Source organism: Pseudonocardia sp. DSM 110487, assembly GCF_019468565.1.
Classification (GTDB): domain Bacteria; phylum Actinomycetota; class Actinomycetes; order Mycobacteriales; family Pseudonocardiaceae; genus Pseudonocardia.
In genome coordinates this window covers 4,112,952-4,136,155 of record NZ_CP080521.1, presented here as the reverse complement: position 1 = coordinate 4,136,155, position 23,204 = coordinate 4,112,952, and the positions used below count along the sequence as shown (strand labels likewise).

The window sequence follows — 23,204 nt, the reverse complement described above, 5'->3', positions numbered from 1 at the left end:
GGCCCGGAACTCATCAGCGCAGCACCGCCTTCCGGTACTCGCCGTCGCGTTCGACCAGTTCGTCGTGGGTGCCCGTGGCGCGCACCCGGCCGTCGTCGACCACCACGACCCGGTCGGCGGTGGCGAGCAGGATCGGGCTGCAGGTCACCAGCACCGTGGTGAAGGTGTGCTCGGGCCCGTGGCGAAGGGCCGCCAGGCCGCGGGCGATCGCGTGCTCGGTGACAGAGTCGACCGCGGTGGTGGGATCGTGCAGCACCAGCACCGGGGGCTGGGCGAACAGCGCCCTGGCCAGTGCCACCCGCTGCCGCTGGCCACCGGACAGGCTCGCGCCCCGCTCGGACACCGCGGTGTCGAGCCCGCCGCTGTGGGTGTCCACGACGTCGTCCGCTGCCGACGCGCGCAGCACGCCGTCGAGGAAGGCGGCGTCGGCAGGTGGGTCGTTCACGAGGATGTTCGACCCGACGGTGCCGGTGAAGATGTCCGTGTTGTGCGGCTCGACCAGGAGCGCCGCGCGCGCCTCCCGATGCTCCACAGAGGCCAGATCGGTGCCGCCGACCGCGATGGTGCCGCGGTAGTCTTCCGGCGCGAGCTGCCCGGACAGCACGGTGACCAGCGCCTCCGCATCGGCGGCCTGCGGTGCGACCACACCGACGAGCTCCCCGGGCCGCACCGAGAGGTCGAGGCCGTCGATGCTCCCGTGGTGCAGGTCCACGATGTCGAGGCCGTGGGGTGGGGCGTCGAGCGTGCGCTGCCCCTCCGGCGCGAGCGGTGGCGCCGACAGCACCATCGCGACGCGGTTGGCCGACGCCCTGGCCTCCGCGATCCAGCTGGGCACGACGGTCAGCTGGGCGAGCGGCTCGATGAGGAACTGGGCGAGCCCGATCACCGTGACGAACTGCCCGACGCTGATCGCGCCGTCGAGGGCCAGCCAGCCCGCGGCGATGGCGATGCCCGCGGCCAGCAGGTTGCTGATGGTCGCGGAGGCCCCCTCGAAACCGCGCTGGGTGCGTGCCGCGCGCAGGGTCGCCCGCAGCGAGCGCCTGCTCACGTCCCGGTACCGCTGCGTGGCGGCAGCCTCCGCTCCGATCCCGCGCAGCGGACGCAGTCCCGAGACGAGGTCGGTGGCTACGGACGCGGCCCGTCCGGCCGTCTCCTGCTGGTGCTGGATCCGGCGGGTGATGAGCGGAGCGCTGAAGTGGAGGAACAGCAGTACCAGCGGGGTGCCCAGCACCACACCGAGGCCGAGCGGGACGTTGATCATCAGCAGGGCGACGGCGCACACCGTCGTGGCCGTAAGTGAGGCGACGATCCGGGGGATGTAGTCCAGCAGGTACGACGCGTTGTCGGCGTCGCTGCTCGAGATCGTCAGCAACTCGCCGGACCGCAGATCGATGCGGATACCGCGCGGCTGCAGGATCTTCCCGGCAACCTCCACGCGCAGCGTGCAGCCTTCGCCCGCCTCGGCGTAGGTGAGCAACCGGGCCCCGAAGCGCCACATGAGCGACAGCACGACGAACAGGACGGCGAGCACCGCGATCCAGAGGACGAGCGCTGCGACGTCGCCAGTGGCCACCGCCCGGTCGATGATCACACCGATCACCACGGGGACCATGGCCTCACAGATCTGATGGGCTCCGTACATCGCCGACCCGAGGGTCAGCCAGCGTCGGTTGCGGACGATTCCGCCGATCAGGACGCGCGAACCAGTCGTCTCCATCGGTGGTTACGCCGGATCCCCGGCCGGCTGCAGCGACTCGGTGATCGACTGCAGGATCTCGGCCGACCGCACGGCGATGTTCGACAGCAAGGACGAGGTCAGGCCGTGGGTGTGCTCCGTGCCGCCCTGGAGGTAGATGTTGCCAGGGAGCCGCTGCGGGACCTGCAAGCGATAGTCCCGCGTGACCTGCGGTTCGTCGGCAAGGAGGTCCGGGGCGCAGACGTCCGCCAGCATGTCCCGCAGCGGCATCGGGTCGAATCCTGTTGCGTACACGACGGCGTCGCACTCGAAGGCCGTCACCGCCATCGTCGGGTGGTGGACGATCTCCACGCGCACGCCGTCCGGCTCCTCCTTCGCGGCGTGCAGGCTCGACGCTCCGTGCAGGAAGAGCCGCCGCTCACCAGAAACCCGCTCGGCGTACTCCCGCCGGTAGAGGCTCTGGATCAGGTCGAGGTCGACGCACGAGTAGTTCGTGGACCGGTGGTAGTCGAGCAGCTGCCTGCGCACGGCGGGGTCCGCGGCGAAGAAGTCGTCGACGGCCGCGGGGTCGAAGACACGGTTCGCGAACGGGCTGTCGTCGGCCGGGCTGTAGCCGTAGCGGGCGAAGACGCCGTGCACCTCAGCCACACCGAACCGGTCGTGCAGGTACTCGGTGACCTCCGCGGCGCTCTGGCCCGCGCCGACCACCACGAACCGCTGGTGGCGCGGCTCGGGGAGCTCCTCGAGGTGGTCGAGGAACCTGTGGTTGTGGAACTGGCGGACCGAGGGCTGGACCCCGCTCGGCATCCGCGGCGTCAGCCCTCCCGCGAGGACGACGTTCCGGGCGCGCATGGCGACCCGGCCGTCGGGCCCGTCCACATCGACCTCGAGCCAACGGCCGGCGTCACGCACGGCGACCGCCCTGCTGCCGTACCGCACCCGCGCGGACACCGACTCCGCCGCCCAGTACAGGTAGTCGTGGAACTCGAGCCGGGTCGGGAAGAAGGTCTGGTGGTTGATGAACTCGGTGAGCCGGTTCCGCTCGGCCAGGTAGTTCACGAAGCTGTAGCGGCTGCGCGCGTTGCGCTGGGTCGCCAGGTCCTTCAGGAACGAGATCTGCATCGTGGTGCCGGGGAGGAGCATTCCGCTGTGCCACCCGAACCGTTCCTTGGCCTCGACGAACTCGGCCCGCACGGGCCGTGGGCTGACCGCGTTGTGCTCCTCGATCGCGATGGCGAGGCCGAGGTTGGACGGCCCGAACCCGACGCCGACGATGTCCAAGGGCTCCTCGCCCTCGCCGTGCCGACCTGCGATCCCCGGAGGCAGTGCCCCCTCGGACATGACGAGCGACATGATCACCTTTCCCCCAGCTGAGCGAAGCCTAACCTAAGCACGTCTCCCCGCAGCGATCACCGGCCCGGGACGCTGGTCACCTCCGGACTCCTTACCTCGTCACGCGGGGTAATGCTAGCCTCAGCTAACTTCTCGAAGGGGTGTTGATGCAACCGAGTCACAAGGGTGGAGCCCGCGGTGTCCGATTGGCCGCGCTCATCGCATTCCTGGTCGCCATCGGACTGGTGGCCGGCTGCAGCTCCGCCCCGGCCACGGGCCCCGTGGACGAAACGGTCTCCATCTCGCACAAGTTCGGCGAGACGAAGGTGCCGAAGAACCCCGCTCGCGTCGCCACCGTCGGCTGGAACGACCAGGACTTCGTGCTGGCGCTCGGCATCGTCCCGATCGTGACCCGGGCGTGGTTCGACCAGTACAACAACTACCCATGGGTCCAGGAGGCGACCGGAGGGAAGGGCGTCGCCACAATGGGCGGCGACGGCATCGACTACGAGGCGGTCGCCGCCGCGAGGCCCGATGTGATCTTCGCCGTCTACGAGACGATCGACCGGCCCACCTACGATCGGCTGTCGCAGATCGCGCCGACGGTGATCCAGTCCGCCGAGTACCCGGACGAAGAGACTCCGTGGAACGTCCAGCTGCAGCTCACCGGCAGGGCGCTGGGCAAGGACGCGGAGGCGCAGACCCTCGTCGACCAGGTGAACGCAAAGATCGACGAGGCCAAGGCAGCGAACCCGGCGTTCGCGGGCAAGGTACTCGTCGAGGACTTCGGCCCGGAGAACGGCGGCCACTACCTCATCGGCAAGGGTGATCCGCGGCGCACCCTGTTCGACGCGCTCGGATTCGACGCCCAGGACCACACCGGTGACCTCAGCGAGGAGCAGCTCGCGCTGATGGACCGCGATGTGTTGTTCGTCAACGGCGCCACCAAGGAACAGATGATGGCCTCGCCCGTATTCGCCCGGCTTGGCGTCGTGCAGAGCGACCGCACCCTCTACACCACGTTCGACTCCAACCTGAGTGGAGCGCTGTCCTACAGCGGGCCGAATGCACTGCTGTATGCGCTGGACCAGCTCGTGCCGCAGCTGGCGAACGCCGTCAACGGAAAGCCGGTCGCCGACCTGTCCAACGCCTGAGCGTGACGCTGGTCGTGAGGCCGCCTGCCACGCTGACCACCGCAGTCAGCTCCGGTGACGGATCCACTCCGAGGTCGCGCCGGGCCAGTCCTCGGTAGAGGACGCAACCCGTGCCGGTAGACGCACCCCGTCTCCGGCCAGCCACCCCGTCGACCGGGCGCGCCAGCCGAGAGCGAGCGCGCCGGGCGGCACGGGGCCCGGGCCGACCCGGCATCAGCCTGTGATCATCAGACCGGCGCCTTTCCCGACGTGGGGCGTCGGGTTTCGCGCCGAACCGCTGATCACCGCCTGGGCCGCGGCGCGTTCCGCGGAACGCGCCCCCGGGGTGCGGCCGGGTGCCGGACGCTTTCGTGGGCGCGCCGTTCCCCGCCCGGGCCACCCGGCGCTCGCCCACCAACCCCGGCCGCCGTCGTGTTCCCGCCGGTTCACCTCGACCCTGTCGCCTTCTGGGGGTGGCTGGGTGGGGTGCATTACCGGATCATGTGGTTGCTCGGGCGGCCGTCCCCGACGCGGGGGCACGCCCGTTCCGGACGAGACCACCGCCGTCGGGTGCCACTTGACTGGCTGTGGTCCCGTTCTCGCCCGGTGGCCGCCCCGGGAACCTGGGGCGTGATCAGCGGGATCGGGACCTGGGCGGCACCCGTGCGGCTGGTGTCCCGTGCCTGCTGATCATGGACCTGCCCGCGGCCCAGCCCCAGAGGTTGGTCTCGCCTCGATCATCCGGGAGAGGCCTGGGGTGTGGAGGGTCGGGACCACAGCCGGTTGCGTGGCACCCAAGCCGCGGCGGTCTCGTCGAGAACGGGCGTGCCCCCCGGTCGGGGACGGCCGCCCACGCAACCCCAGGGTCCGGTAGTGCACCCAACCCAGCCACCCGCAAGGCGACGGGGTCGACGTGAACCGGCGGGAACACGCGCGAGACCCGGATCACGGGGCGGACGCCAGAGGGCCCGGGCCGGGAACGGCGCGCCCACCGGCAGGGGCCCGACCAGACGCGACCCCGATGGATCGACACGATCGCGCCCTGACCCGCCCCCGGCCGCTCAGCCGCTCGACCGGCGGCGGGCATGATCCGAACTAGCGGTTGTCCACGGCTGCCCGCACAACCATGAGCACCCGAAACTCCGGATCATGGAGCGAAGATCGCGAATATAGGTTGCTCATGGCTGCCGGCACAACCATGAGCAACCGATACTGCGGATCATGGGCGCGGCCACCGGCAAAACGGGACCCGGCAACAGCGCCGACACACCCGTGGCGGTGGGACCTCTACCGTCACAGCCGCGTCACGCCGCCGGGACATTCGGTATCAGCCGCAAGATCGCCTCCTCTTCGAATCGCAAGCCGGCGATGAGAGGGGATCGGGCCGATGTCAGCACTGGAGACCTTCCGCTACCACGTGGCCGACGAGGCGGGCACCGGCGACGTCGAGGGCCGCTCGCCGGAGAGCTTCGGGGCGGAGGTTCCCGGCGGCCCGGACCCGGCCACCGCGCTGTCCTTCACGAGCGACGAGGCCGCGGCCCGGTACTACCTCGACGAGCTGCTCCGCCAGGACGAGCGCCCCGCCCTGCGGTCCGTGGTCGAACCTGAACTCCCGGAACGCGTGCCCGGACTCGTCGTCGAGGGCGAGCAGGACCTCCGGCCACTCGGGACCCGGCAGGTGCGGTTCGCGCAGACGCACCGGACGATCCCGGTCTTCGGGGCGAGCGCGGTCGTCGAGCTCACCTCCGCGCGCGACCTCGTCAGCGTGAACGCCCAGCTCGACGCGGTCACCGGGGTCGACGCCGTCGAGTCGCTCACCCGCGCCGACGCGGTGCGGCGGGTGGAGGAGTACACCGGCACGACCATCGCCGCCGAGGCGGCCGTCGCCGGGCGGCTGACGTTCTACAAGGACGAAGAAGCCCAGGCATGGCACCTGGCGTGGCTCCTGCCCGGCCTGCCCGCCGCGCCACCCGTGAGCGCGGACGAGACCCCCGGCGAGCGTTCGGGTCACGGCCTCGGCAGGCGGCCGGTGCCGCCGAGTGTCACCTACCTCGTGGACGCCCACGACGGCACGATCCTCTTCCACTTCAGCGCCGTCCCCACCGCAGGCCCCGTGCCGGCCCGGTGCACGGGGATCGACGAGACGGAGACCCAGCAGACGTTCCTCGGGGAGCTGGCGGCCGCGGGCGGCACCCGGTGCAGGCTCGCCGACGCGCGCCGGTCGATCCGCACCTACGACCTGCGGTTCTCCGACATCGACTCCAACCCGCCGGTGCCCGAGCCGCCGGTCGAGGCGGAGACGAGCGACTACGGGACGGTCAACCGCGCGGCGGTGTCCGCCCATGTCAACGCCACCCGGGTCTACGACTTCTACAAGCTCGTGCTGCAGCGCAACGGCATCGACGACCAGGGCATGGTGCTCGTCTCCCAGGTCAACACGACGGCGGCGAGCATGCAGGCCCCACCGAGCCTGCTCAACGCGTTCTGGTGGGACAAGAAGATGTGGTACGGGCAGGTCATGCGGGCAGGCCGGCTCGTCAGCCTGTCCCAGTACCTGGACGTCATCGCCCACGAGCTGACGCACGGGGTCATCGAGACCACGTCGAACCTGGTGTACGCGACCCAGTCGGGAGCGCTCAACGAGTCCTTCGCCGACGTCGCCGGGGTGATCATCAACAACTGGTACACGGCGCCCGACCCCAAGGACGTGGCGACGTGGAACTGGGAGATCGGCTCCGGCCTCGATCGCGGCAACCGGCCGCTGCGGGACTTCGCGAACCCCGCCCGGCTCGGGGACCCCGAACACATGGACGACTTCCGGCGCCTGCGGCCGGGGGAACGCCCGAACGACCTCAACGACCAGGGCTGGGTCCACGTCAACAGCAACATCCACAACAAGGCCGTGCACAACCTGCTGACCACCAGCAGGAACGGGCAGCGCGTGTTCACCGTCGAGGACGTGGCGTTGCTGACCTACCTGGGCATGACCCGGCTGACCCAGCTCGCCACGTTCACCGACGCCCTGCAGGCGGTCGTGGACGTCGCGCAGTCCTACTTCGGCGGCGACCGGAACCGCCAGGTGAAGATCGACGCGATCCGGGACGCCTACGGGCGAGCCGGCATCGGCTGATCGACCGGAGGAGACCCGATGGCAGACCCGCATTCAACGGCCCGCGACGCGATCGTCACGGCCACCCACGTCCGCCCGGACGGCGCACCGGCACCCGCGCGGTTCGCGCTGGAGCTTCGTCCCGGCCAGGACCCGGCGAAGCAGGCCGAGCGCGTGCGCGCCGCTCTCGCGGGGCTCGACGAGCTCGACGTCACGGTCGAGCCGCTGTCGGAGCTCGACCCGGACGTGCTGGTGGCCACGTTCCCGGGACGGGTCCTCGCGGACGACCCGACGGCCGCCTTCGTCGCCGCGCACGAGCTCCGCGCGGAGTTCGACCTCGCGGCCGCCGAGCCCGACCTCCCGACGGCGTTCTTCCCGGAGAAGGAGGAAGCGGGCGGCGCGGGCCGGGAGTCCGTCGGCGGCTTCCCGCCCGGGTGTTTCGCACCGGAGGAACCGGCCATCGAGGCCGACCCGCGGTGGGCGCTGCGGGCGATGCGGGTGCCGGACGCATGGGGGTTCTCGCAGGCGCAGCAGCGACCCGGCCGCGGCGCGGGCGTCGTCGTCGCCCAGCCCGACACCGGGGTGACCGTTCATCCGGAGCTGGCCGGCGTGGCCGTCGCGCCGGGCCGGGACATCATCGACAGCGACGACGACCCGACCGATCCGCTCACCGGGGGCAACGAGGGGCACGGCACGGGCACGGCCAGCGTCCTGGTATCCCCGGAGTCGCTCGTCATGGCCGGGACGGCCCCGCTGGCCCGGCACATGCCGATCAGGGCGGTCGAGAGCGTGATCCGGATCACGCAGGTGTCGGTGGCCCAGGCGATCGACTGGGCGGTGGCCTCGGGCGCCCACGTCATCACGATGAGCCTCGGCGGCATCCCGTCCTTCTCGCTGCACCGCGCGTTGCGCCGGGCCGTCGAGGCCGACGTGATCGTGCTGGCGGCGGCGGGCAACTGCGTCCGGACCGTCGTATGGCCCGCGCGGTACGACGACTGCATCGCCGTGGCCGGCACGAACATCAGGGGCGAGCAGTGGCGCGGCAGCTGCCGCGGCGCCGCCGTCGACGTGTCCGCGCCCGCCGAGAACGTCGTCCGGGCCCGGATCGGCTTGCCTGCGGTCGGCCAGGGCCAGGGCACGAGCTTCGCCGTCGCGATGGTCGCGGGCGTCGCCGCGCTCTGGCTCGCCCACCACGGACGCGCCGCACTCGTCGCGGCCGCCCGCGCCCGCGGGGAGACGCTGCAGACGATGTTCCGGCGCCTGCTGCAGGCCACCGCGCAACGACCGCCGGGCTGGGACTCATCGGCGATGGGCGCCGGCATCGTGGACGCCCGCGCGCTGCTGGGCGCCGCCCTTGACCTCGGCTCCGGGCGGGAGTCCGTCGAACCCCCCGGGGCCGGCGCGGTCGAGACGCTGGTCGCGGAGGCCTTCGGCGCCGACGCGGTCGACGAGACCGTCGACTGGCACCAGTTCGGACCGGAGCTCGCCACCACGGTGCTGCAGGCGCGCCTCGCCGGTCCGGCGGAGCGCGCGCCGCGCACCGTCGTCACCGCTCACCTGGCCGCCGCCGTGGGCAACCCCGCGCTGCGCGCACGACTCGGGCTGCCCTCACTCCGGGACCCGGCCACCGTACGACAAGGGGAGACGAGATGACGATCGACGACGCCACCCGGCCGCTCGACACGGAGGCGTCCCGCCCGGTGTCGTACTACGACGGGTACACCGGATACGACCCGGCGTTCCTGCACAGCGCCGTCCCGCTGCCGGCGCTGACCGAGGAACAGCGGCGCAACGCGGCGAAGCGCGGCGGCGCCGTGCCGGGTGAGGACGCGACGGTACTGCCGTACACGCATTTCAGCGTGGTCGTGAACCGGGTCAGGCAGCTCGCCTACTACACGGCCGTGAACATCGACGGCGCCCAGCTCGTCGCCCTCCCCCGCGACCGCGACCGGTGGTTCTTCGACCCGCGCATCGCGGAGTCGGAACAGATCGGCGAGGAGCTGTACCGGCGCAACGCGCTGGACAGGGGGCACCTCGTCCGCCGGCTCGACCCGGTGTGGGGACCGGAGCCGGACCGGCCGAACGGCGACACGTTCCACTTCACGAACTGCTCGCCCCAGCACGAGCGGTTCAACCAGGGATCCGACCTCTGGCAGGGACTGGAGAACTACATCCTCGACAACGCCGACGTGCGGGAACGGCGCCTCACCGTATTCACGGGACCGGTCCTCGACGAGGACGACCCGCTCTACAAGGGGGTCCGGCTCCCGCTCGCCTTCTGGAAGATCGTCGCGTACGACCGGACGGACGGCTCGCTCGCCGTCGCGGCGTACCTGCTCGAGCAGGCCAGGCTGGTCGAGGACCTCCTCGCCGCCGAGGCGCGCTTCGACCCGGGGATGTACCGCGTCAGCCTGAGCCACCTGGAAGAGCGGACCGGGCTCGACTTCCGCCATCTCCACGACGCCGAGCTCCCGTTGTCGTCGATCGGCCTCGAGACCGTCGCCGATCGGGTCCTCATCACGGACGACTACTCGAACGTCGTCCTCTAACCGCCAAGTCCTCTAACCGCCAACGGAGGCGATCATGGACGTCAGCCAGGTGTTCCAGGACGAGAACGTGCGCACCGAGTTCCTCGACCGGTTCGGCGAGCTCGCCGAGCACGCGCAGAGCGGCGGCCTGGAAGGGCTGGAGGACGGCCTCGACGTCGACACCGCAGGCGAGGTCGCCAAGGGCATGGCCGAGGGCGTGTACGTGCCGGGAGAGAACCCCGGGCTGGAAGCGATCATCGAACGCTTCACGCGTCCGGTCTACCTCGTCCAGCAGTCGAGCTTCACCAAGCCCGCGGACAGCTTCCCCAACAGCGAGGAGATCCACGCGCAGCTCGCGGCGGCGAAAGCGTCGCTCGAGGACCGCATCCCGAGCGTGGGCCGGATCGAGCTGCGCAACCACCGCCTCGACTGGGTCGGCACCGGGTGGATGGTCACGCCCGACATCATGATCACGAACCGGCACGTCGCCGCCGAGTTCGCCAGGTCGGAGAACGGGGTCTTCGCGTTCCGGGAGAACCCCGGGAGACCACCGGTGCGGGCGTCGGTCGACTGGCGCCGGGAGTACGGCCGCCCGGAGGAGTCGCGGTTCCGCGTCGAGGAGGTGCTCTGGATCGAGCCGGACGCCTCCGTCGACGTCGCGCTCCTGCGCGTCGACCGGACCGGCGAGGACGGCGAGACGACACCCGCGCTCGTCGACCTGATGACGCGCGCGGAGCTCGACGACACGGGGATCGGGTCGTGGGTCGCCGTCATCGGATATCCCGCGCACGACAGCCGCAACAACGCCGCCGACCAGCAACGCATCTTCGACGGCGTCTACAACTACAAGCGGCTCGCGCCCGGCCAGGTGACGGCCGTGGTCGACACCGATCTCCTGCACCACGACGCCACAACGCTCGGCGGCAACTCCGGTTCGCTGATCGTCGACCTCGCCAGCGGCAAGGCGATCGGGCTGCACTTCGGCGGGATCGAGGGCGTCCGGAACGAGGCCGTGCAGGCGCCGCGCGTCCACGAAGTGCTCCAGCGCGTACTGACCTGAACACGGGACGACGGTCATGATCGGCACGAAACCCCGGGACTGGTGGGAGAGCCCGCACACCGACTGGCTGCGCGGGGAACCCGGCTTGGTGGTGGACGTACTCGCGACGGCGTACCCGGGCCTCCCCGCGATCCGGCGCCTGAGCGACTCCGCCGGGATCGAATGGCGTGAGCCGCCCGCGGCCGCCTCCACCCATGCCACCTGGGCGGGTGTTCTCGGGCGAGCCGCCGCGGGTGGTCTGGTGTTGGACCTGATCGCGGAGGTGCGCCACGACACCGACAGCGAGGCCTTCCGGCCGCTGATCGAGAACCTGCTGGGTGACCGGCTGGGGCTGGTCACCGCGCGGCAGACCTTCCGGCACGGCCTGGCGCCACCGCCACCGGACGGGCCGGACCCGCTGGTCGAGAGCCTTGTGGAGGTCCCGAACGCGCCCGGTGACGAGCCGACGAGCGGGCTCGAGGCGATCACCGCTGTGACCGCGGGGCTCGAGGATCCGCGGGCAATGGTGCAGGCGATCGTCGACGCGACCCGCCGCACCGCGATGATCGAGATCGGCGGCCTGCCCAAGGGAACGGGGTTCCTCGTCGGACCCGACCTCCTGCTCACCGCGGCGCACGTCATCGACCCGAAGGTGTGGCCGCCGGACCCGCGCCCCGAGGTCGTCGCCCGGTTCGACTACGGCCTGCAGACGGGACGCAGCCCCGCGGAGAACGGCGTGCCCGTGCCGGTGGTCGACTTCGTCACGGCGAGCCTGCCCACCGACGGGGAGGTCTCGGGTCGCTCCGTCGACTGGGAGGCCCCCGCCGACCGGCTCGACTTCGCCCTACTGCGACTCGGTTCCGCCGTGCCGTCTCCCGAGGGCGCCGACGGGACGCAACCGCGCGGAAGCTATGCGCTGGACGAGACCGAGTACGACTTCGGCCGCAGCCCGCTGCTGTTCATCGTGCAGCACCCGCTCGGCCAGTTCCAGCGCGTGACGTGGATCCGGTCCGCGCCCACCCAGAACGCGGGCCGGACGCGGATCCGGTACGGCGGCAACACGCTCGCCGGGTCGTCCGGGTCCCCGGTGATCGACATCCGCGGCCGGCTGGTCGCCCTGCACCACTACTCCGAGCGCGGGAGCAACCAGGGTGTCCCACTGTGCGCGATCGCCGGGGCCATCTCGAAAGCGATCGGCGCGACGGGCACCGGGGACTCCGTGGTCCGGCCGCCGCAGGACAGCGACCCCTTCCTCGCGAACTCGCTGCGAGGGAGGCCGTTCGTCAACCGCACCAACCTGCGTGGCCGCATCCGGGAGATGGCGTGCGGCGGGAACGGCAGCCGCCTGCTCACCATCAAGGGGGAGAGCGGCAGCGGGGTCTCCTACTCCTACCAGCTGATCTCACACATCGCCCACCGCTCGGCGCTCTCGCGGCAGGTGCGGGCGGCGGCGCCGGGCGGGCTCGCCGCGCTGCCGCTCAACGTGGCGGACTACGTCGAGTTCGGCGTCGAGGAACGCCGGGAGCGCATCGCCCGCGACATCCTCGTCGGGCTCGGCCTCCCGTACACCGGCGATGCACTCGCGCAGACCGCCCGCAACATCACGACCTTCCGGCAGGCGCTGCGGGCCGGGCTGCGCGATTCGGCCCGGCAATGGTGGATCTTCGTCGACGGCCTCGACCAGCTCGTCGCGGTCCAGCAGGGCGACCTGGACGAGCTGATCCACGCGCTCGTCCTCGTCGCAGAGGACGAGCAGATCCCGCTGCGCGTCGTCCTCGCGGGACGCGAGGCGGAGCTGTTCGCGGCCGAGCGCTCCCTGTGGGTCCAGCAGGACCTCGCCGTCGGGCTGGGCCGCAGCGAGGTGGAGGCGTGGTTCCGCGATCGCGCCCGCGAGGAGCGGCGGGTCCTCGACGAGCAGGCACTCGCGGATGCGATGGCGGAGCTCTTCCCGATGAACCTGCCGCAGCCCGAACCGCGCAGGCTCGCCCCCCAGCTGCCGGGGCGGCTGCTCGACCTGCTGGAGGCCTCCGGTGGATCGTGAGCAGGCGCAGCTCATCCTCGACGAGGCCCAGCGCACGGAGGAGCTCGCGCATTCGCCGCTGACCGCGCGGCTCGCGCTGCTCGCGACCTTCGACCCGTTGCTGCTCGCCGGCGACGACACCGGTGACGTGGTGCGCCTCCTGTGCCGGCGGCTCCCCCGGCACGACGGCCGCCAGGCGGCGATGCTGGACGAGCGCTGGCGGATCGAGGCGATCGCGGCCATGCTGCGGGCCGGTGGCCTCGCCGAGCTCGCGCGCGTACGCGCGAGCGCCGAGGCCCATCACGACACTCCGCTGCAGCGGATGATGGACGCCTTCGTCCGCGGCGAAGCGCTGCCCGTCGACATGAACGACCAGAACGACCTGCTGGCCGCGCTCGAGGCGTGGCGCTGGGCGAGCGAGGCCGTCGCACGCGCGCAGCTGACGTCGGCGGTCCCGATCGAACCGGCCCGCGACGTCATCGAGAGCCGGCTGGCCCTGCTGGACGTCACGCGCGCGGTTCGCGGGCTCGCGGACGCCGGGTGCGTCGGCCGGGAGCGCGAGCTCACGCGCCTCTCCGCCTACCGCATGCCGTCGACGGCGCGGCGGAGCCTCGTCGACGAGCCGGCCATGGTCGTGCACGGCATCGGCGGCATCGGGAAGTCGACGCTCGTCGCCCGCTTCGTGATGGACCTGCACGACGCGGCGGAACGGGGTGAGCGCCTGGCGTGGGCCTACCTCGATCTCGACCGGCCCACGCTCGAATCGGGCGACCCGGCGGTCGTGCTGGCCGACGTCATCAGGCAGATCACGGCGCAGTTCCCGGACCAGCGCCGCGTGCTCGCGCGCAGCAAGGACGTCGCGCACCGGAAGACGAAGGGGGCAGGGCTCGAGGCGTCCGACACGGCCGTGTCGTACCGGCAGCGGGTCGCGGACTTCGCATCGGCCATGCAGGCGGCGGGCGTCGACTCGCTGGTGATCGTGCTCGACACGTTCGAGGAGCTGGAGCGCAACCACCCGGATCGGGTGGCCGACCTGTACGACCTGTTCGCCGCGTGGGCGAGCGAGCTGCCCACCTTCCGCCTCGTCGTCTCGGGACGCCGGCCCGCGGCCGCGTTCGTGGACCCGCTGCGCGCCGACCGCCGGATGCACGTCCTCCCACTCGGCCACGACGCGGCCGTCACGCTGCTGCACTCCTTCGTCGACCGGTCGCCACCTGTCGCAACCCGGCCGTCCCCGCACCGGATCGACGACGCGCTGGCGCGGGAGGTCATCGGGCTCGTCGGGCGCATCCCGCTGACCGTGCGCCTCGCGGCGGACGTCCTCGTGCGGGAGGGGGTGGCCGCCGTCGCCGATGCGGCCAACCGGGCCCGAGCGATGGACCGGGTGCGCTCGGAGGTCGTGCGCGGCTTCCTCTACCAGCGAATCCTCGACCACGTCACCGCGCGCGATCCGCGGCGGACGGCTGGACTGCGGCAGGTCGCGCGCGCCGGTCTCGTGCTGCGGTGGATCACGCCGGCGCTCGTGGAGCGGGTGCTGCTGCCCGTCGTCGACGCCGCGGTGGCCTTCCCCGCCACGGAGGCGTTCGACGAGCTGGGCTCGGAGGTGGCGCTCGTCGAGCACGACGGTGGTGTCCTGCGCCTGCGGGAGGAGTTGCGCGGTCCCGCGCTGGCGGCGCTCCGGATGGACGATCACCGCCTCGTCGAGCGGGTGCACGAGCGGGCGGCCCGATACTTCGCGGCACAGATCGTCGCGGGCCAGGCGGGGCCGGAGGCCGAGGTCGAGCTCGCCTACCACCGGGTGGCGCTCGGCGACCCGGTCACGGGGTTCGACGCCGCCGTCCTGCGCGGGCTGGAACCGTCGGTCGCCGATCTGCCCGCGGCGTCGGCCCGGCTGATCCGCAGGGCGCTGCGGGACCCGGCCGCGCTCCCCACCGCCCGCGACATCGCCGTGCAGGAACGGATACAGCTCGCGGAGGCCGACGCCGCGCTGCGCAACGACGAGCCCGAGCGGGCGCGCGAGGTGCTGGCGCGCAGCGACCAGCGATCCGAGGGCACGGAGCTCTACCGGCTCGAGTCCCGGCTCGAGGAGAGCCTCGGCGACCTCGCCGCCGCGGATGCCGCGACCCGCAGGGATCTCGACGCGGCCATGGCGGCGTCGGCGCACACGCGCGTCGCCGCGGCCGGGGTGCGGCTCGCCCGCCTGCTCGAACGGCAGGGCCGTGCGCGGGAGGCCGAGGCGGTGCTCCAGGAGACCGCCGATGCTCCCCTGCTCCTCGGCCATCCCGAGCTCCGCCTCGAGCTGCTGCTCAACCTGCTCAACGTCCTCGAGCGGGCACACCACCCGGACGACAGGCTGCGCTGGACCCTCGGCCTCGACGTACGCGCACTCGTCCAGCGGATCGGTCCGCGCACCGTCGCCTCGCACACCGCGCTCGCCCGGCTGCTCGCCGCCGCGCTGGGCCGGGAGGAGCCGGATCGGATCCGCCACGCCGCCCGGCTCGTCGGCCTCGGACACGAGGAGGACTCGCGCCGGGTCGACGAGCTCGTGGCGGAGCTGGCGGCGTGGGACGCCGCGCCGCCGGAGCCGGGCCGGGTGGCCCGGCAGTGCGGGCTGCGCGTCGAGAGTGCCGACGCCGACGCGATCCGCAGGGCCTGGGCCACGCTCTCCGGGCTCGGCACCGACGCGGGACTCCTGCTCGACCTGATGTGGAGCGCCGCTCCCCCCGAGCCCGTCCGCGAGGCCCTCAGGAGGGTCTACCTGTGGTGGGACGTCGAATCCGGGTCGGACGATGATCGCGTGGACTCCCCGCATGCGGACTTCATCGCGGAGCGCAGGATCGACTGGTCCCGACCGGAGGTCCGAGCGCTCGAGGACATCGTGCTGACCGCCTACCCGTCCCCCACGGACGTCCGCACGCTGGCGGACCGGGCCGGTTTCGCCCCCGGCGCGATCAGCTGGACCAGCTCGGTCCGGCGGATCACCCGGGAGCTGATCGGCAACGCCGTCCGGTCCGAGCGCCTCGGTGAGCTCGTCGAGGCCATACTGACCGACCCCGCCACGACCGCCGTCCACGACCGGGTGCGGGGGCTCGTCGGGCCGGGCTGGTCGCAGGCACGAGACCACGCAGCTCCGGACGACGAGCCGATGCCTCGACGGCCATGATCGTTCATTCCGCCGTGGGCCGCCGGACCACGGCCTGACGCGCACCCGGCATCCGCACCGACGAGGATGGTCGATCACCATCGTCCGCGGAAGGATCAGCGCATGCCCCGATGGTCGGCCTCCCGCCGAACCCTGCTGATCGTTGTCGGTCTCGCCGTCGTCGCGGTGGCCGTGACCGCGCTCGTGATCCCGCGCGGGAGCTCCGCCCGTCCACCGGTCGACGTGCAGCTGCTCGCGCTGAACGACTTCCACGGCAACCTCGAGCCGCCCAGCGGGTCCAGCGGGAAGATCGACGGTGTCGACGCGGGCGGTGTCGAGTACCTCGCCACCCAGCTCCGCCTGCTGGCCGAAGAGGTTCAGCGCCCCGACACCCTCACGGTCGCGGCGGGCGATCTGATCGGCGCGTCCCCCCTGCTCTCCGCCGCGTTCCACGACGAGCCGTCGATCGAGGCGCTGGGGCTGGCCGGGCTCGACATGGCGAGCGTCGGCAACCACGAGTTCGACGAGGGCGCTGACGAGCTGCTGCGCATCCAGAACGGCGGCTGCCACCCGCAGGATGGATGCGCCGACCCGGCCCGCCCCTTCGCGGGCGCCGGCTTCCAGTACCTGTCCGCCAACGCGTTCGTCACCGCCACCGGGGAGCCGCTGCTGCCCCCGTACGCCATCCGCGAGGTGCAGGGGGTGCGGATCGGCTTCATCGGGATGACGCTCGAGGGCACGCCCGACATCGTCACGCAGTCCGGCATCCAGGGCCTGGACTTCCGCGACGAGGCCGAGACGGCCAACCGTTACGCCGCCCAGCTGCAGGAACAGGGCGTGCAGGCCATCGTCGTGCTGCTCCACGAGGGCGGCACCCAGGCCGGTGGCGGCGGCATCAACGACTGCACGAACCTCACCGGCCCGATCGTGGACATCGTCCCGGCCTTCTCCGACGCCATCGACGTCGTGGTCAGCGGGCACACCCACCAGGCCTACAACTGCGTGCTCGACGGCCGGGTGGTCACCAGCGCGAGCTCGTTCGGCCGGCTGGTCACCGACATCGACATGCGCATCGACCCGTCCTCAGGCGACGTCGTCGAGGCGCGGGCCCGCAACGTGGTCGTCACCCGCGACGTGGCCCCGGACGCCGCGCAGAAGGAGCTGATCGGGCACTACCGCGGGCTGCTCGGGCCGGTCGCGGCCGAGGAGGTGGGCGAGACCAGCGCGCCGATCACCCGGGCCGCCGCCCCGTCCGGCGAGACCGCGCTCGGAAACCTCATCGCCGACGCGCAGCTCGCCGCCACCGACGACGAGCAGGGCGCCGTCGCCGCGTTCATGAATCCCGGTGGGGTGCGCGCCGATCTGGACGCCGGCCCGGTGACGTACGAGGAGACGTTCACGGTCCAACCGTTCGGCAACTACCTGACCACCCTGGAACTGACCGGTGCCCAGCTGGACTGCCTGCTCGAGCAGCAGTTCGTCACCGAGCGGGTGCTGCAACCGTCGGCCTCGGTGCGCTACACCATGCGGCAGGCCGGAACCCCGGGAACCGCCGCCGACCCCTGCGCGGGCACGAAGGTCGACGGGATCACGGTCGGGGGCACCCCGGTCGACCCCGGCGCCACGTACCGGATCACGATGAACAGCTTCCTCGCGGGCGGCGGCGACGGGTTCTCCGTGGCGGCCCAGGGCGCGAACGAGTTCGTCGGCGGCGCGGACGTGGACGCGCTCACCGCCTACCTCGGCGCGAACCGCCCCGTGGCCCCACCCGCGACCGACCGGATCACCCTCGGCTGAGAATGTGGTTGTTTATAAATGTACGTTCGGTTACTTTGGAGGCATGCCCAACGACGAACGTCCCCTCGCCGGTGAGGTCGCCCTCGTCGCCGGCGCCGCACGCGGCTGCGGCCGCGCCACCGCCATCGAACTCGGAGTGCTCGGAGCCACCGTCTACGGCACCGGCCGCTCCACGCGATCCGGGCGCTCTCCGATGGATCGCCCCGAGACGATCGAGGACACGGCCGAACTCGTCACGGCCGCCGGCGGCGAAGGCGTCGCCGTCCGATGCGACCACACCGACGCGAGCGATGTCGCCGCGCTCGTGGACCGCATCCGCAACGACCACGGGCGGCTCGACATCCTGGTCAATGACATATGGGGCGGGGACCCGTTCCTGCAGTTCGACAAGCCGGTCTGGGAACACCCGCTCGACGCGACGCTCGGCGTCCTGCGCAACGGCATCGAGACGCACCTGATCACGAGCCACTTCGCGATCCCGCTCATGCTGGAGGGGACGGGCGCCCTGGTGATCGAGGTGGGCGACGGCAAGGGCGATGTGCCGTACCGCGCGAACATGTCCTACGACATCGTCAAGGCGGCGGTCGTCCGGATGGGTAAAGGCCTCGCGCACGAGCTCGAGCCGCACGGCGCGACGGCCTTGACCGTCACGCCCGGTTGGCTGCGGTCCGAGTCGATGCTCGACTACTTCAGCGTCACCAAGGACACGTGGCGTGAACGGGCGAAGACCGTCCCGTACTTCGAGCACTCCGAGACGCCGCACCTGCTCGGTCGCGGGATCGCCGCGCTGGCGGCCGACCCGGACCGGGATCGGTTCGCCGGCCAGTGCCTGGGCTCATGGGACCTCATGCGCGAGTACGACCTGGAGGACATCGACGGCACCCGACCGGATTGGGGCGCCGTCGACCTCGAGGCCCGGCAGCTGACCCTGACCAGCGGCATGCCGGATCCCGTGTGATGCCGCGCCCTCAGACGATCAGCGACGAGGCGATCCTTGACGCCGTCCTCGACCTCGCCTACCGCATCGGCCCAGCGCGACTGACGTTCGCCGCGGTCGCCGCGGAAGTGGGGTTGTCGGCCGCGACGCTCGTCCAGCGATTCGGGACGAAGCGCGGGCTCCTGCTCGCGGCCGACAAGCGGGGCATCGACCACTGGGTCAGCGCCCTGGACCGCTCGACGGCCGCATCGCCGCTCGCGCGGGTCGTCGAGGGCCTCGTGCTCGCCGTCGACCGCCTCGCCACACCCGAGCTGATGGCCAACTCGGTCGCAATGCTTCAGCTCGACCTCGCCGATCCCGACTTCCACGCCGAGACGCTCCGCGGAGCACGAGCAGTCCGCGCCCACATCGAACGTCACCTGAGCGCTGGACTCGATGCGGGCGAGCTGTGCGCAGGCACCGACGTGGCGACGCTCGCGACGCTCATCGAGACCACGTACCACGGCGCGATGATCGGCTGGGCGATCCACCGCGAGCGCCCACTCTCCGAGTGGATGCGCGATCAGGTCGAGGCCGTGCTCGCGCCACACAGGGTCGGGATCTAGCGCCGCCGAGGTGGATCTGCCGCCCACATGCGGGCTTCACGAACACATTCTCGGGATGGCGGCGCGGTCACCCTCGACGGATCTTCACGGTGATGTTCATCCCGGGCAGGAACGTGATGCCGTTGGGGTCGTGGATCGCGATGCGCACCTCGACAACCTGCGTGGGGCGGTCGAAGACCGCGGCGGTGTTGTCCGGCGGGCGGTCGGAGAAGGTCGCCGTGGTCCCGCCGCGGATCTCGCGGACGACGCCGGCGGCGGTGCGGTCGTCGCCGTCGACGCTGATGTCGGCGAGCGCCCCGATCCGCACGTCGCGCAGGTCGGTCTCGTCGACGCGAGCGGTGACGTAGACCTCGCCGAGGTCGTACAGCACGGCGAGCTGGGTGCCGGTGACCACGTAGGCGCCTTGGGTGACGGAGCTCAGCACGACGGTGCCGTCGCCGGGGCTCCGGAGCACCTGCTGCGGCTTGAACACCTCGTCCTCGATCTGCAGGCGCCCGATCACCTCGTCCTTGCCGAGGACGCTGCCCAGGGTGGGCTCCCAGACCAGCAGCGTGCCGGACCGCGGCGCGTTGATCGGTATCTGCTCGCCGTCGACGACCGCGTTGTCGGTGGTGACGTAGCGGCCGGCGTCCACGGCGACGTTGACCGCGATTCCGGCGGCGAGCGCGACCACGACGAGCGGGATCACCATGCGACGGCGGCGTTCCGCCTTCGTCGGGGAGCCGGTGCTGCGTTTGAGGGTGGTCGCGGCCAGCGCGACCGCGACGACGGCGAGACCAGAGACGACGGCGGCGTCGCGCAGCAGCTCGCCGGTGACCAGCGACGTGCTGCCGACCTCGTCGAGACCATCGATGCTGTAGGTCAGCGGCAGGAAGTCGCTGACGTTCTGCAGCCAGTCCGCCATCTGTTCGCGGGGCACGAAGAGCCCGCCGAGGAACACCTGCGGCAAGACGATGATCGGCATGAACTGCACGGCCTGGAACTCGCTCGTGGCGAACGCGCTCACCAGCAGGCCGAGGCCCATGCCGAGCAGCGCGCCCGCGACGGCGAGCGCGAGAACGAGCAGGGGGCTACCGGGGGTGTGGAGGTCGAGCAGGAGGTACGCGGTCAGGCAGGTGGCCCCGGCCTGCACGACCCCGGCGACGGCGAACGCGATGCCGTAGCCGAGCAGCAGATCCAGCTTCGACAGCGGCGTGGTCATGAGTCGCTCGAGCGTGCCGCCGGTGCGCTCCCTGAGCATCGCGATGCTGGTGATCAGGAACATCAGCGTGAACGGGAAGATCCCGATCAGCGTCAGCGCCGTGCCGTTGAAGGTGGTCTGCGAGTTGAGCATCTGGCTGACCAGCGTCAGCAGCACGCTCGGCACGACCACGAGCATCGCCACGGTGCGCCGGTCGTGCAGCAGCTGGGTGAGCACCCGGCGGGCGGTCGCGAGCACCAGTCGTGGGCTCACCGCCCGCACGGGGCGGTAGTCGGCCTCGGGACGCGGCGTGCGCTCGGCCGTGCGGGACGGGCGGGTGTCCAGTTGGGTCATCGTCGTGCCTGCCTCTCGGCGGCTCGCTGGAGAAGGCGGAGGAAGGCTTCCTCGAGGTCGTCGGTGCCGGTGCTCGCGCGTAGCGCGTCGGGTGTCTCGTCGGCGACGATGTGCCCGTCACGCATGAGCAGCAGCCGGTCGCACTGGCTCGCCTCGTCCATGACGTGACTGGACACGAGCAGCGTCGTCCCGCCTGCGGCGAGTTCGTGGAAGCGGACCCACAGTTCACGGCGCAGCACGGGGTCCAGCCCGACGGTCGGCTCGTCGAGAACGAGCAGCCGTGGCCTGGCGAGCAGCGCGCAGGCCAGCGAGACCCTCGTCTTCTGCCCGCCGGAGAGGGTGCTGACCACCTGGCCGGCGTGCGCGGTCATGTCGACGTCGATCAGCGCCCGGTCGGCCTCGGCCGCTCCCACCCCGTAGATCGCGGCGAAGTAGCGGAGGTTGGCGCGCACGGTGATGTCCGTGTACACCGACGCGGCCTGCGTGACGTAGCCGACGCGGCTGCGCAGCGCCGGCGTCCCGGCGGGCTGTCCGAGCACAGTCACCTGGCCGGAGACGATCCGCTGGACGCCCACGACGCAGCGCATCATCGTCGTCTTGCCACACCCCGACGGCCCGAGCAGCCCGGTGACCCTGCCCGCCGGCACGCCGAACGTCAGCCCGTGCAGGATCTCCTTGCCGCCGAGAACGACCTTCAGGTCCCGGGCCCGGACCGCGTCGTCCACGTCGCACCCCCGAAACTCAACATGCGTAGAAAATACGGGGTGGAGGACCGCCGAGACAAGGCCCGGCTCGAGCTCACGCAGGCAAACCGCGCGCCCAGCCTGCGATGGCGGCGATGATCTCCCGCGGTTTCTCCGGGAAGAACGCGTGGCTCGCGTCCGGAATCACGACGACCTGGACGAGGTCGCCGAAGCGCTCCCTCAGCTCGTCGCGGGTGCCGTCCTGGGCGTGGTGGCGATCGGGATCGAGCTGGTCGACCCGCCCCGCGCGGCCTGACCGGGCGGCGGTCCTGGGCGTACAGCGGGATGCCCCCGCGGCGGGACACCGCCACCCGATCCGCGCACACCGTGCGGTCCAGCATCTCGGCGGTGTCCAGCCCGCCGGCGTAGTTGCACCCGCGTGCCGACGGTCAATCAGTCGCCCCACTGATCCGCCGGACGACCGTCCGGCCCACCATCTGCACGATCGATCTGCATCTGCATCTGCACGTGCATCCGCTAGCCGCTCAGCACGCTCCGCTAGTCGATCGTCGCGAGTGTGAGCTTGCTTACCTCCATTCGGGTAGCACTACAGTCACTCACCGCTATCAACCGGCCGAGCCTCCAGGGGTACAGAAAAATGAGTTCGAGCGCGTCCGATGACGAGGACGCTCCTCCGCAAGGTACGCAAGGCGTCCTTTCCGCTCGGCAGGCACTATCGGCCCTCATCGCTGAGGGCCTCACCATAGGGGGAGCATTCTGGGGCGCCAAAGACGTTCTGCCATTCAAGGAACTACCACAGCAGATCATCCTCTATCTTGCAATATTCGCACTCAGCGCGATGATTGCATTCGCGCTTGCCAGGGTGAATCGAAGAACAAGGCTGCGAGGCGTCTTCGCATCGGGCACCGTCACAGCGGCCCTGCTGTTCACACTTGCCATAATCTCTGCTCTCGGCAAACCCCTGCCGTCCGCAGCAAACGCTGCTCCGAGCCCGGCAACGCCAACCGCAGTTCCCACGCAGAGTTCGATACCTGCCGAACCGCCCTCACCTACGCCGCCACGAACGTCCCCACGACCGGCCCCTGAAGTCGCCCCTGCGGTTCCGCCGCGCAGTACCGGCTGCAAGGAACGCCTGCGATACCGGGTGACGGAGGGCGGGAACGTCGTGGACGCGGACAAGCAGCCCATCGGCTGGGCAGAGGAGGGCGAGATTCTCATCCTCCTCGACGAACCCGTACACGTTGATAACCGGCGCTACGGCACCGTAGGGGGCGACACGGGGTACGTGCTCATGTTGAAACTCGAGCGTGCCGGCACGGCCTGCGTCTGAGCCGCAGATCCCAGCCGAGAGGCGAGGCCGACGACGTCAGTCACCATCGACCGGTTTCATGCTCGGGGTGTTCGAGGCCGGCTTCTTCCCCGGCGTACTGCTGTACCTGTCCTACTGGATCCTGTCGAGCCGCCGGGCCGGGGTCATGGCCCTGTTCCTGTCGGCCATGGCCATCTCCGGGATCATCGGCGGGCCGATCTCCGGCGGGATCGTCGGCGATGGGATGTACCGCGGCGACGTCGTCCGGCTCGACATCTCCGTCACCACCTGACCGCCCGCGGGGGCACGGCAGTCGCCG

Annotated in this window: 17 protein-coding genes; 13 read left to right on the top strand and 4 right to left on the bottom strand. The window is 71.4% G+C overall.

Annotated elements, in window-relative coordinates; all coding sequences use genetic code 11:
• Positions 1 to 13: 13 nt before the first annotated feature.
• Both K1T35_RS19265 and K1T35_RS19260 read right to left on the bottom strand, forming a co-directional pair.
• Positions 14 to 1,717 carry an ABC transporter ATP-binding protein gene (locus K1T35_RS19265; protein WP_220261502.1) on the bottom strand — a complete coding sequence of 568 codons (1,704 nt, stop codon included), beginning with the start codon at positions 1,715 to 1,717 and terminating at the stop codon, positions 14 to 16.
• Positions 1,718 to 1,723: 6 nt separating this feature from the next.
• The gene (locus K1T35_RS19260) at positions 1,724 to 3,049 is read right to left on the bottom strand and encodes a lysine N(6)-hydroxylase/L-ornithine N(5)-oxygenase family protein (RefSeq protein ID WP_220261501.1); all 1,326 of its coding nucleotides are present in this window, start codon (positions 3,047 to 3,049) and stop codon (positions 1,724 to 1,726) included.
• Positions 3,050 to 3,234: 185 nt separating this feature from the next.
• On the opposite strand from K1T35_RS19260, the gene K1T35_RS19255 reads away from it, so the two are divergent.
• From K1T35_RS19255 to K1T35_RS19210, 10 genes are all read left to right on the top strand, one after another.
• Complete coding sequence (locus tag K1T35_RS19255) at positions 3,235 to 4,182, top strand: ABC transporter substrate-binding protein (protein ID WP_255622260.1); 948 nt, start codon at positions 3,235 to 3,237, stop codon at positions 4,180 to 4,182.
• Positions 4,183 to 5,548: 1,366 nt separating this feature from the next.
• Entirely contained in the window at positions 5,549 to 7,291 is a 1,743-nt protein-coding gene (locus tag K1T35_RS19250; protein ID WP_220261499.1) for a M4 family metallopeptidase, read from the top strand.
• 18 nt (positions 7,292 to 7,309) lie between these two features.
• Positions 7,310 to 8,923, top strand: a complete 1,614-nt coding sequence (locus K1T35_RS19245; RefSeq protein ID WP_220261498.1) for a S8 family serine peptidase — start codon at positions 7,310 to 7,312, stop codon at positions 8,921 to 8,923.
• Positions 8,920 to 9,819, top strand: coding sequence for a DNA/RNA non-specific endonuclease (locus K1T35_RS19240; RefSeq protein ID WP_220261497.1), 900 nt, complete (start codon positions 8,920 to 8,922; stop codon positions 9,817 to 9,819). Before K1T35_RS19245 ends, K1T35_RS19240 begins: the two co-directional genes overlap by 4 nt.
• A gap of 34 nt (positions 9,820 to 9,853) precedes the next feature.
• The gene (locus K1T35_RS19235; RefSeq protein ID WP_220261496.1) at positions 9,854 to 10,858 is read left to right on the top strand and encodes a serine protease; all 1,005 of its coding nucleotides are present in this window, start codon (positions 9,854 to 9,856) and stop codon (positions 10,856 to 10,858) included.
• Between the two features lie 16 nt (positions 10,859 to 10,874).
• On the top strand, positions 10,875 to 12,878 hold the full coding sequence (locus K1T35_RS19230; RefSeq protein ID WP_220261495.1) for a serine protease: 2,004 nt from the start codon (positions 10,875 to 10,877) through the stop codon (positions 12,876 to 12,878).
• Positions 12,868 to 16,020, top strand: a complete 3,153-nt coding sequence (locus tag K1T35_RS19225) for an AAA family ATPase (RefSeq protein WP_220261494.1) — start codon at positions 12,868 to 12,870, stop codon at positions 16,018 to 16,020. The genes K1T35_RS19230 and K1T35_RS19225 overlap by 11 nt, the downstream gene beginning before the upstream one ends.
• A gap of 102 nt (positions 16,021 to 16,122) precedes the next feature.
• Complete coding sequence (locus K1T35_RS19220) at positions 16,123 to 17,796, top strand: bifunctional UDP-sugar hydrolase/5'-nucleotidase (RefSeq protein ID WP_255622257.1); 1,674 nt, start codon at positions 16,123 to 16,125, stop codon at positions 17,794 to 17,796.
• Positions 17,797 to 17,839: 43 nt separating this feature from the next.
• Positions 17,840 to 18,754: an SDR family oxidoreductase gene (locus K1T35_RS19215; RefSeq protein WP_220261493.1), complete on the top strand. Its 915-nt coding sequence runs from the start codon at positions 17,840 to 17,842 to the stop codon at positions 18,752 to 18,754.
• A complete protein-coding gene (locus K1T35_RS19210; protein WP_220261492.1) occupies positions 18,754 to 19,338 on the top strand; it encodes a TetR/AcrR family transcriptional regulator in 585 nt (194 codons plus the stop codon). The genes K1T35_RS19215 and K1T35_RS19210 overlap by 1 nt, the downstream gene beginning before the upstream one ends.
• A gap of 67 nt (positions 19,339 to 19,405) precedes the next feature.
• Here the strand turns inward: K1T35_RS19210 and K1T35_RS49790 are convergent, their stop codons facing one another.
• Complete coding sequence (locus tag K1T35_RS49790) at positions 19,406 to 20,872, bottom strand: ABC transporter permease (RefSeq protein ID WP_220261491.1); 1,467 nt, start codon at positions 20,870 to 20,872, stop codon at positions 19,406 to 19,408.
• Positions 20,869 to 21,597, bottom strand: a complete 729-nt coding sequence (locus tag K1T35_RS19200) for an ABC transporter ATP-binding protein (RefSeq protein WP_220261490.1) — start codon at positions 21,595 to 21,597, stop codon at positions 20,869 to 20,871. Before K1T35_RS19200 ends, K1T35_RS49790 begins: the two co-directional genes overlap by 4 nt.
• Positions 21,598 to 21,742: 145 nt before the next feature.
• On the opposite strand from K1T35_RS19200, the gene K1T35_RS48965 reads away from it, so the two are divergent.
• The 3 genes from K1T35_RS48965 to K1T35_RS19190 all read left to right on the top strand — a co-directional run bounded on the left by K1T35_RS48965 (position 21,743) and on the right by K1T35_RS19190 (position 23,177).
• Positions 21,743 to 21,871 carry a hypothetical protein gene (locus K1T35_RS48965; RefSeq protein WP_255622254.1) on the top strand — a complete coding sequence of 43 codons (129 nt, stop codon included), beginning with the start codon at positions 21,743 to 21,745 and terminating at the stop codon, positions 21,869 to 21,871.
• An 870-nt stretch (positions 21,872 to 22,741) separates the two neighbouring features.
• Positions 22,742 to 22,906 (top strand): hypothetical protein, encoded by a 165-nt coding sequence (locus K1T35_RS19195; RefSeq protein ID WP_220261489.1) that lies wholly within the window; start codon positions 22,742 to 22,744, stop codon positions 22,904 to 22,906.
• Positions 22,907 to 22,964: 58 nt separating this feature from the next.
• Positions 22,965 to 23,177: a hypothetical protein gene (locus K1T35_RS19190; protein ID WP_255622252.1), complete on the top strand. Its 213-nt coding sequence runs from the start codon at positions 22,965 to 22,967 to the stop codon at positions 23,175 to 23,177.
• Positions 23,178 to 23,204 lie beyond the last annotated feature (27 nt).

Excerpts from the sequence above, each read along its gene's own strand:
- K1T35_RS19265 (WP_220261502.1), bottom strand. The coding sequence starts at position 1,717 with ATGGAGACGACTGGTTCGCGCGTCCTGATCGGCGGAATCGTCCGCAAC.
- K1T35_RS19260 (WP_220261501.1), bottom strand. The coding sequence starts at position 3,049 with ATGTCGCTCGTCATGTCCGAGGGGGCACTGCCTCCGGGGATCGCAGGT.
- K1T35_RS19250 (WP_220261499.1), top strand. The coding sequence starts at position 5,549 with ATGTCAGCACTGGAGACCTTCCGCTACCACGTGGCCGACGAGGCGGGC.
- K1T35_RS19245 (WP_220261498.1), top strand. The coding sequence starts at position 7,310 with ATGGCAGACCCGCATTCAACGGCCCGCGACGCGATCGTCACGGCCACC.
- K1T35_RS19240 (WP_220261497.1), top strand. The coding sequence starts at position 8,920 with ATGACGATCGACGACGCCACCCGGCCGCTCGACACGGAGGCGTCCCGC.
- K1T35_RS19235 (WP_220261496.1), top strand. The coding sequence starts at position 9,854 with ATGGACGTCAGCCAGGTGTTCCAGGACGAGAACGTGCGCACCGAGTTC.
- K1T35_RS19230 (WP_220261495.1), top strand. The coding sequence starts at position 10,875 with ATGATCGGCACGAAACCCCGGGACTGGTGGGAGAGCCCGCACACCGAC.
- K1T35_RS19220 (WP_255622257.1), top strand. The coding sequence starts at position 16,123 with ATGCCCCGATGGTCGGCCTCCCGCCGAACCCTGCTGATCGTTGTCGGT.
- K1T35_RS19215 (WP_220261493.1), top strand. The coding sequence starts at position 17,840 with ATGCCCAACGACGAACGTCCCCTCGCCGGTGAGGTCGCCCTCGTCGCC.
- K1T35_RS19210 (WP_220261492.1), top strand. The coding sequence starts at position 18,754 with ATGCCGCGCCCTCAGACGATCAGCGACGAGGCGATCCTTGACGCCGTC.
- K1T35_RS49790 (WP_220261491.1), bottom strand. The coding sequence starts at position 20,872 with ATGACCCAACTGGACACCCGCCCGTCCCGCACGGCCGAGCGCACGCCG.
- K1T35_RS19190 (WP_255622252.1), top strand. The coding sequence starts at position 22,965 with ATGCTCGGGGTGTTCGAGGCCGGCTTCTTCCCCGGCGTACTGCTGTAC.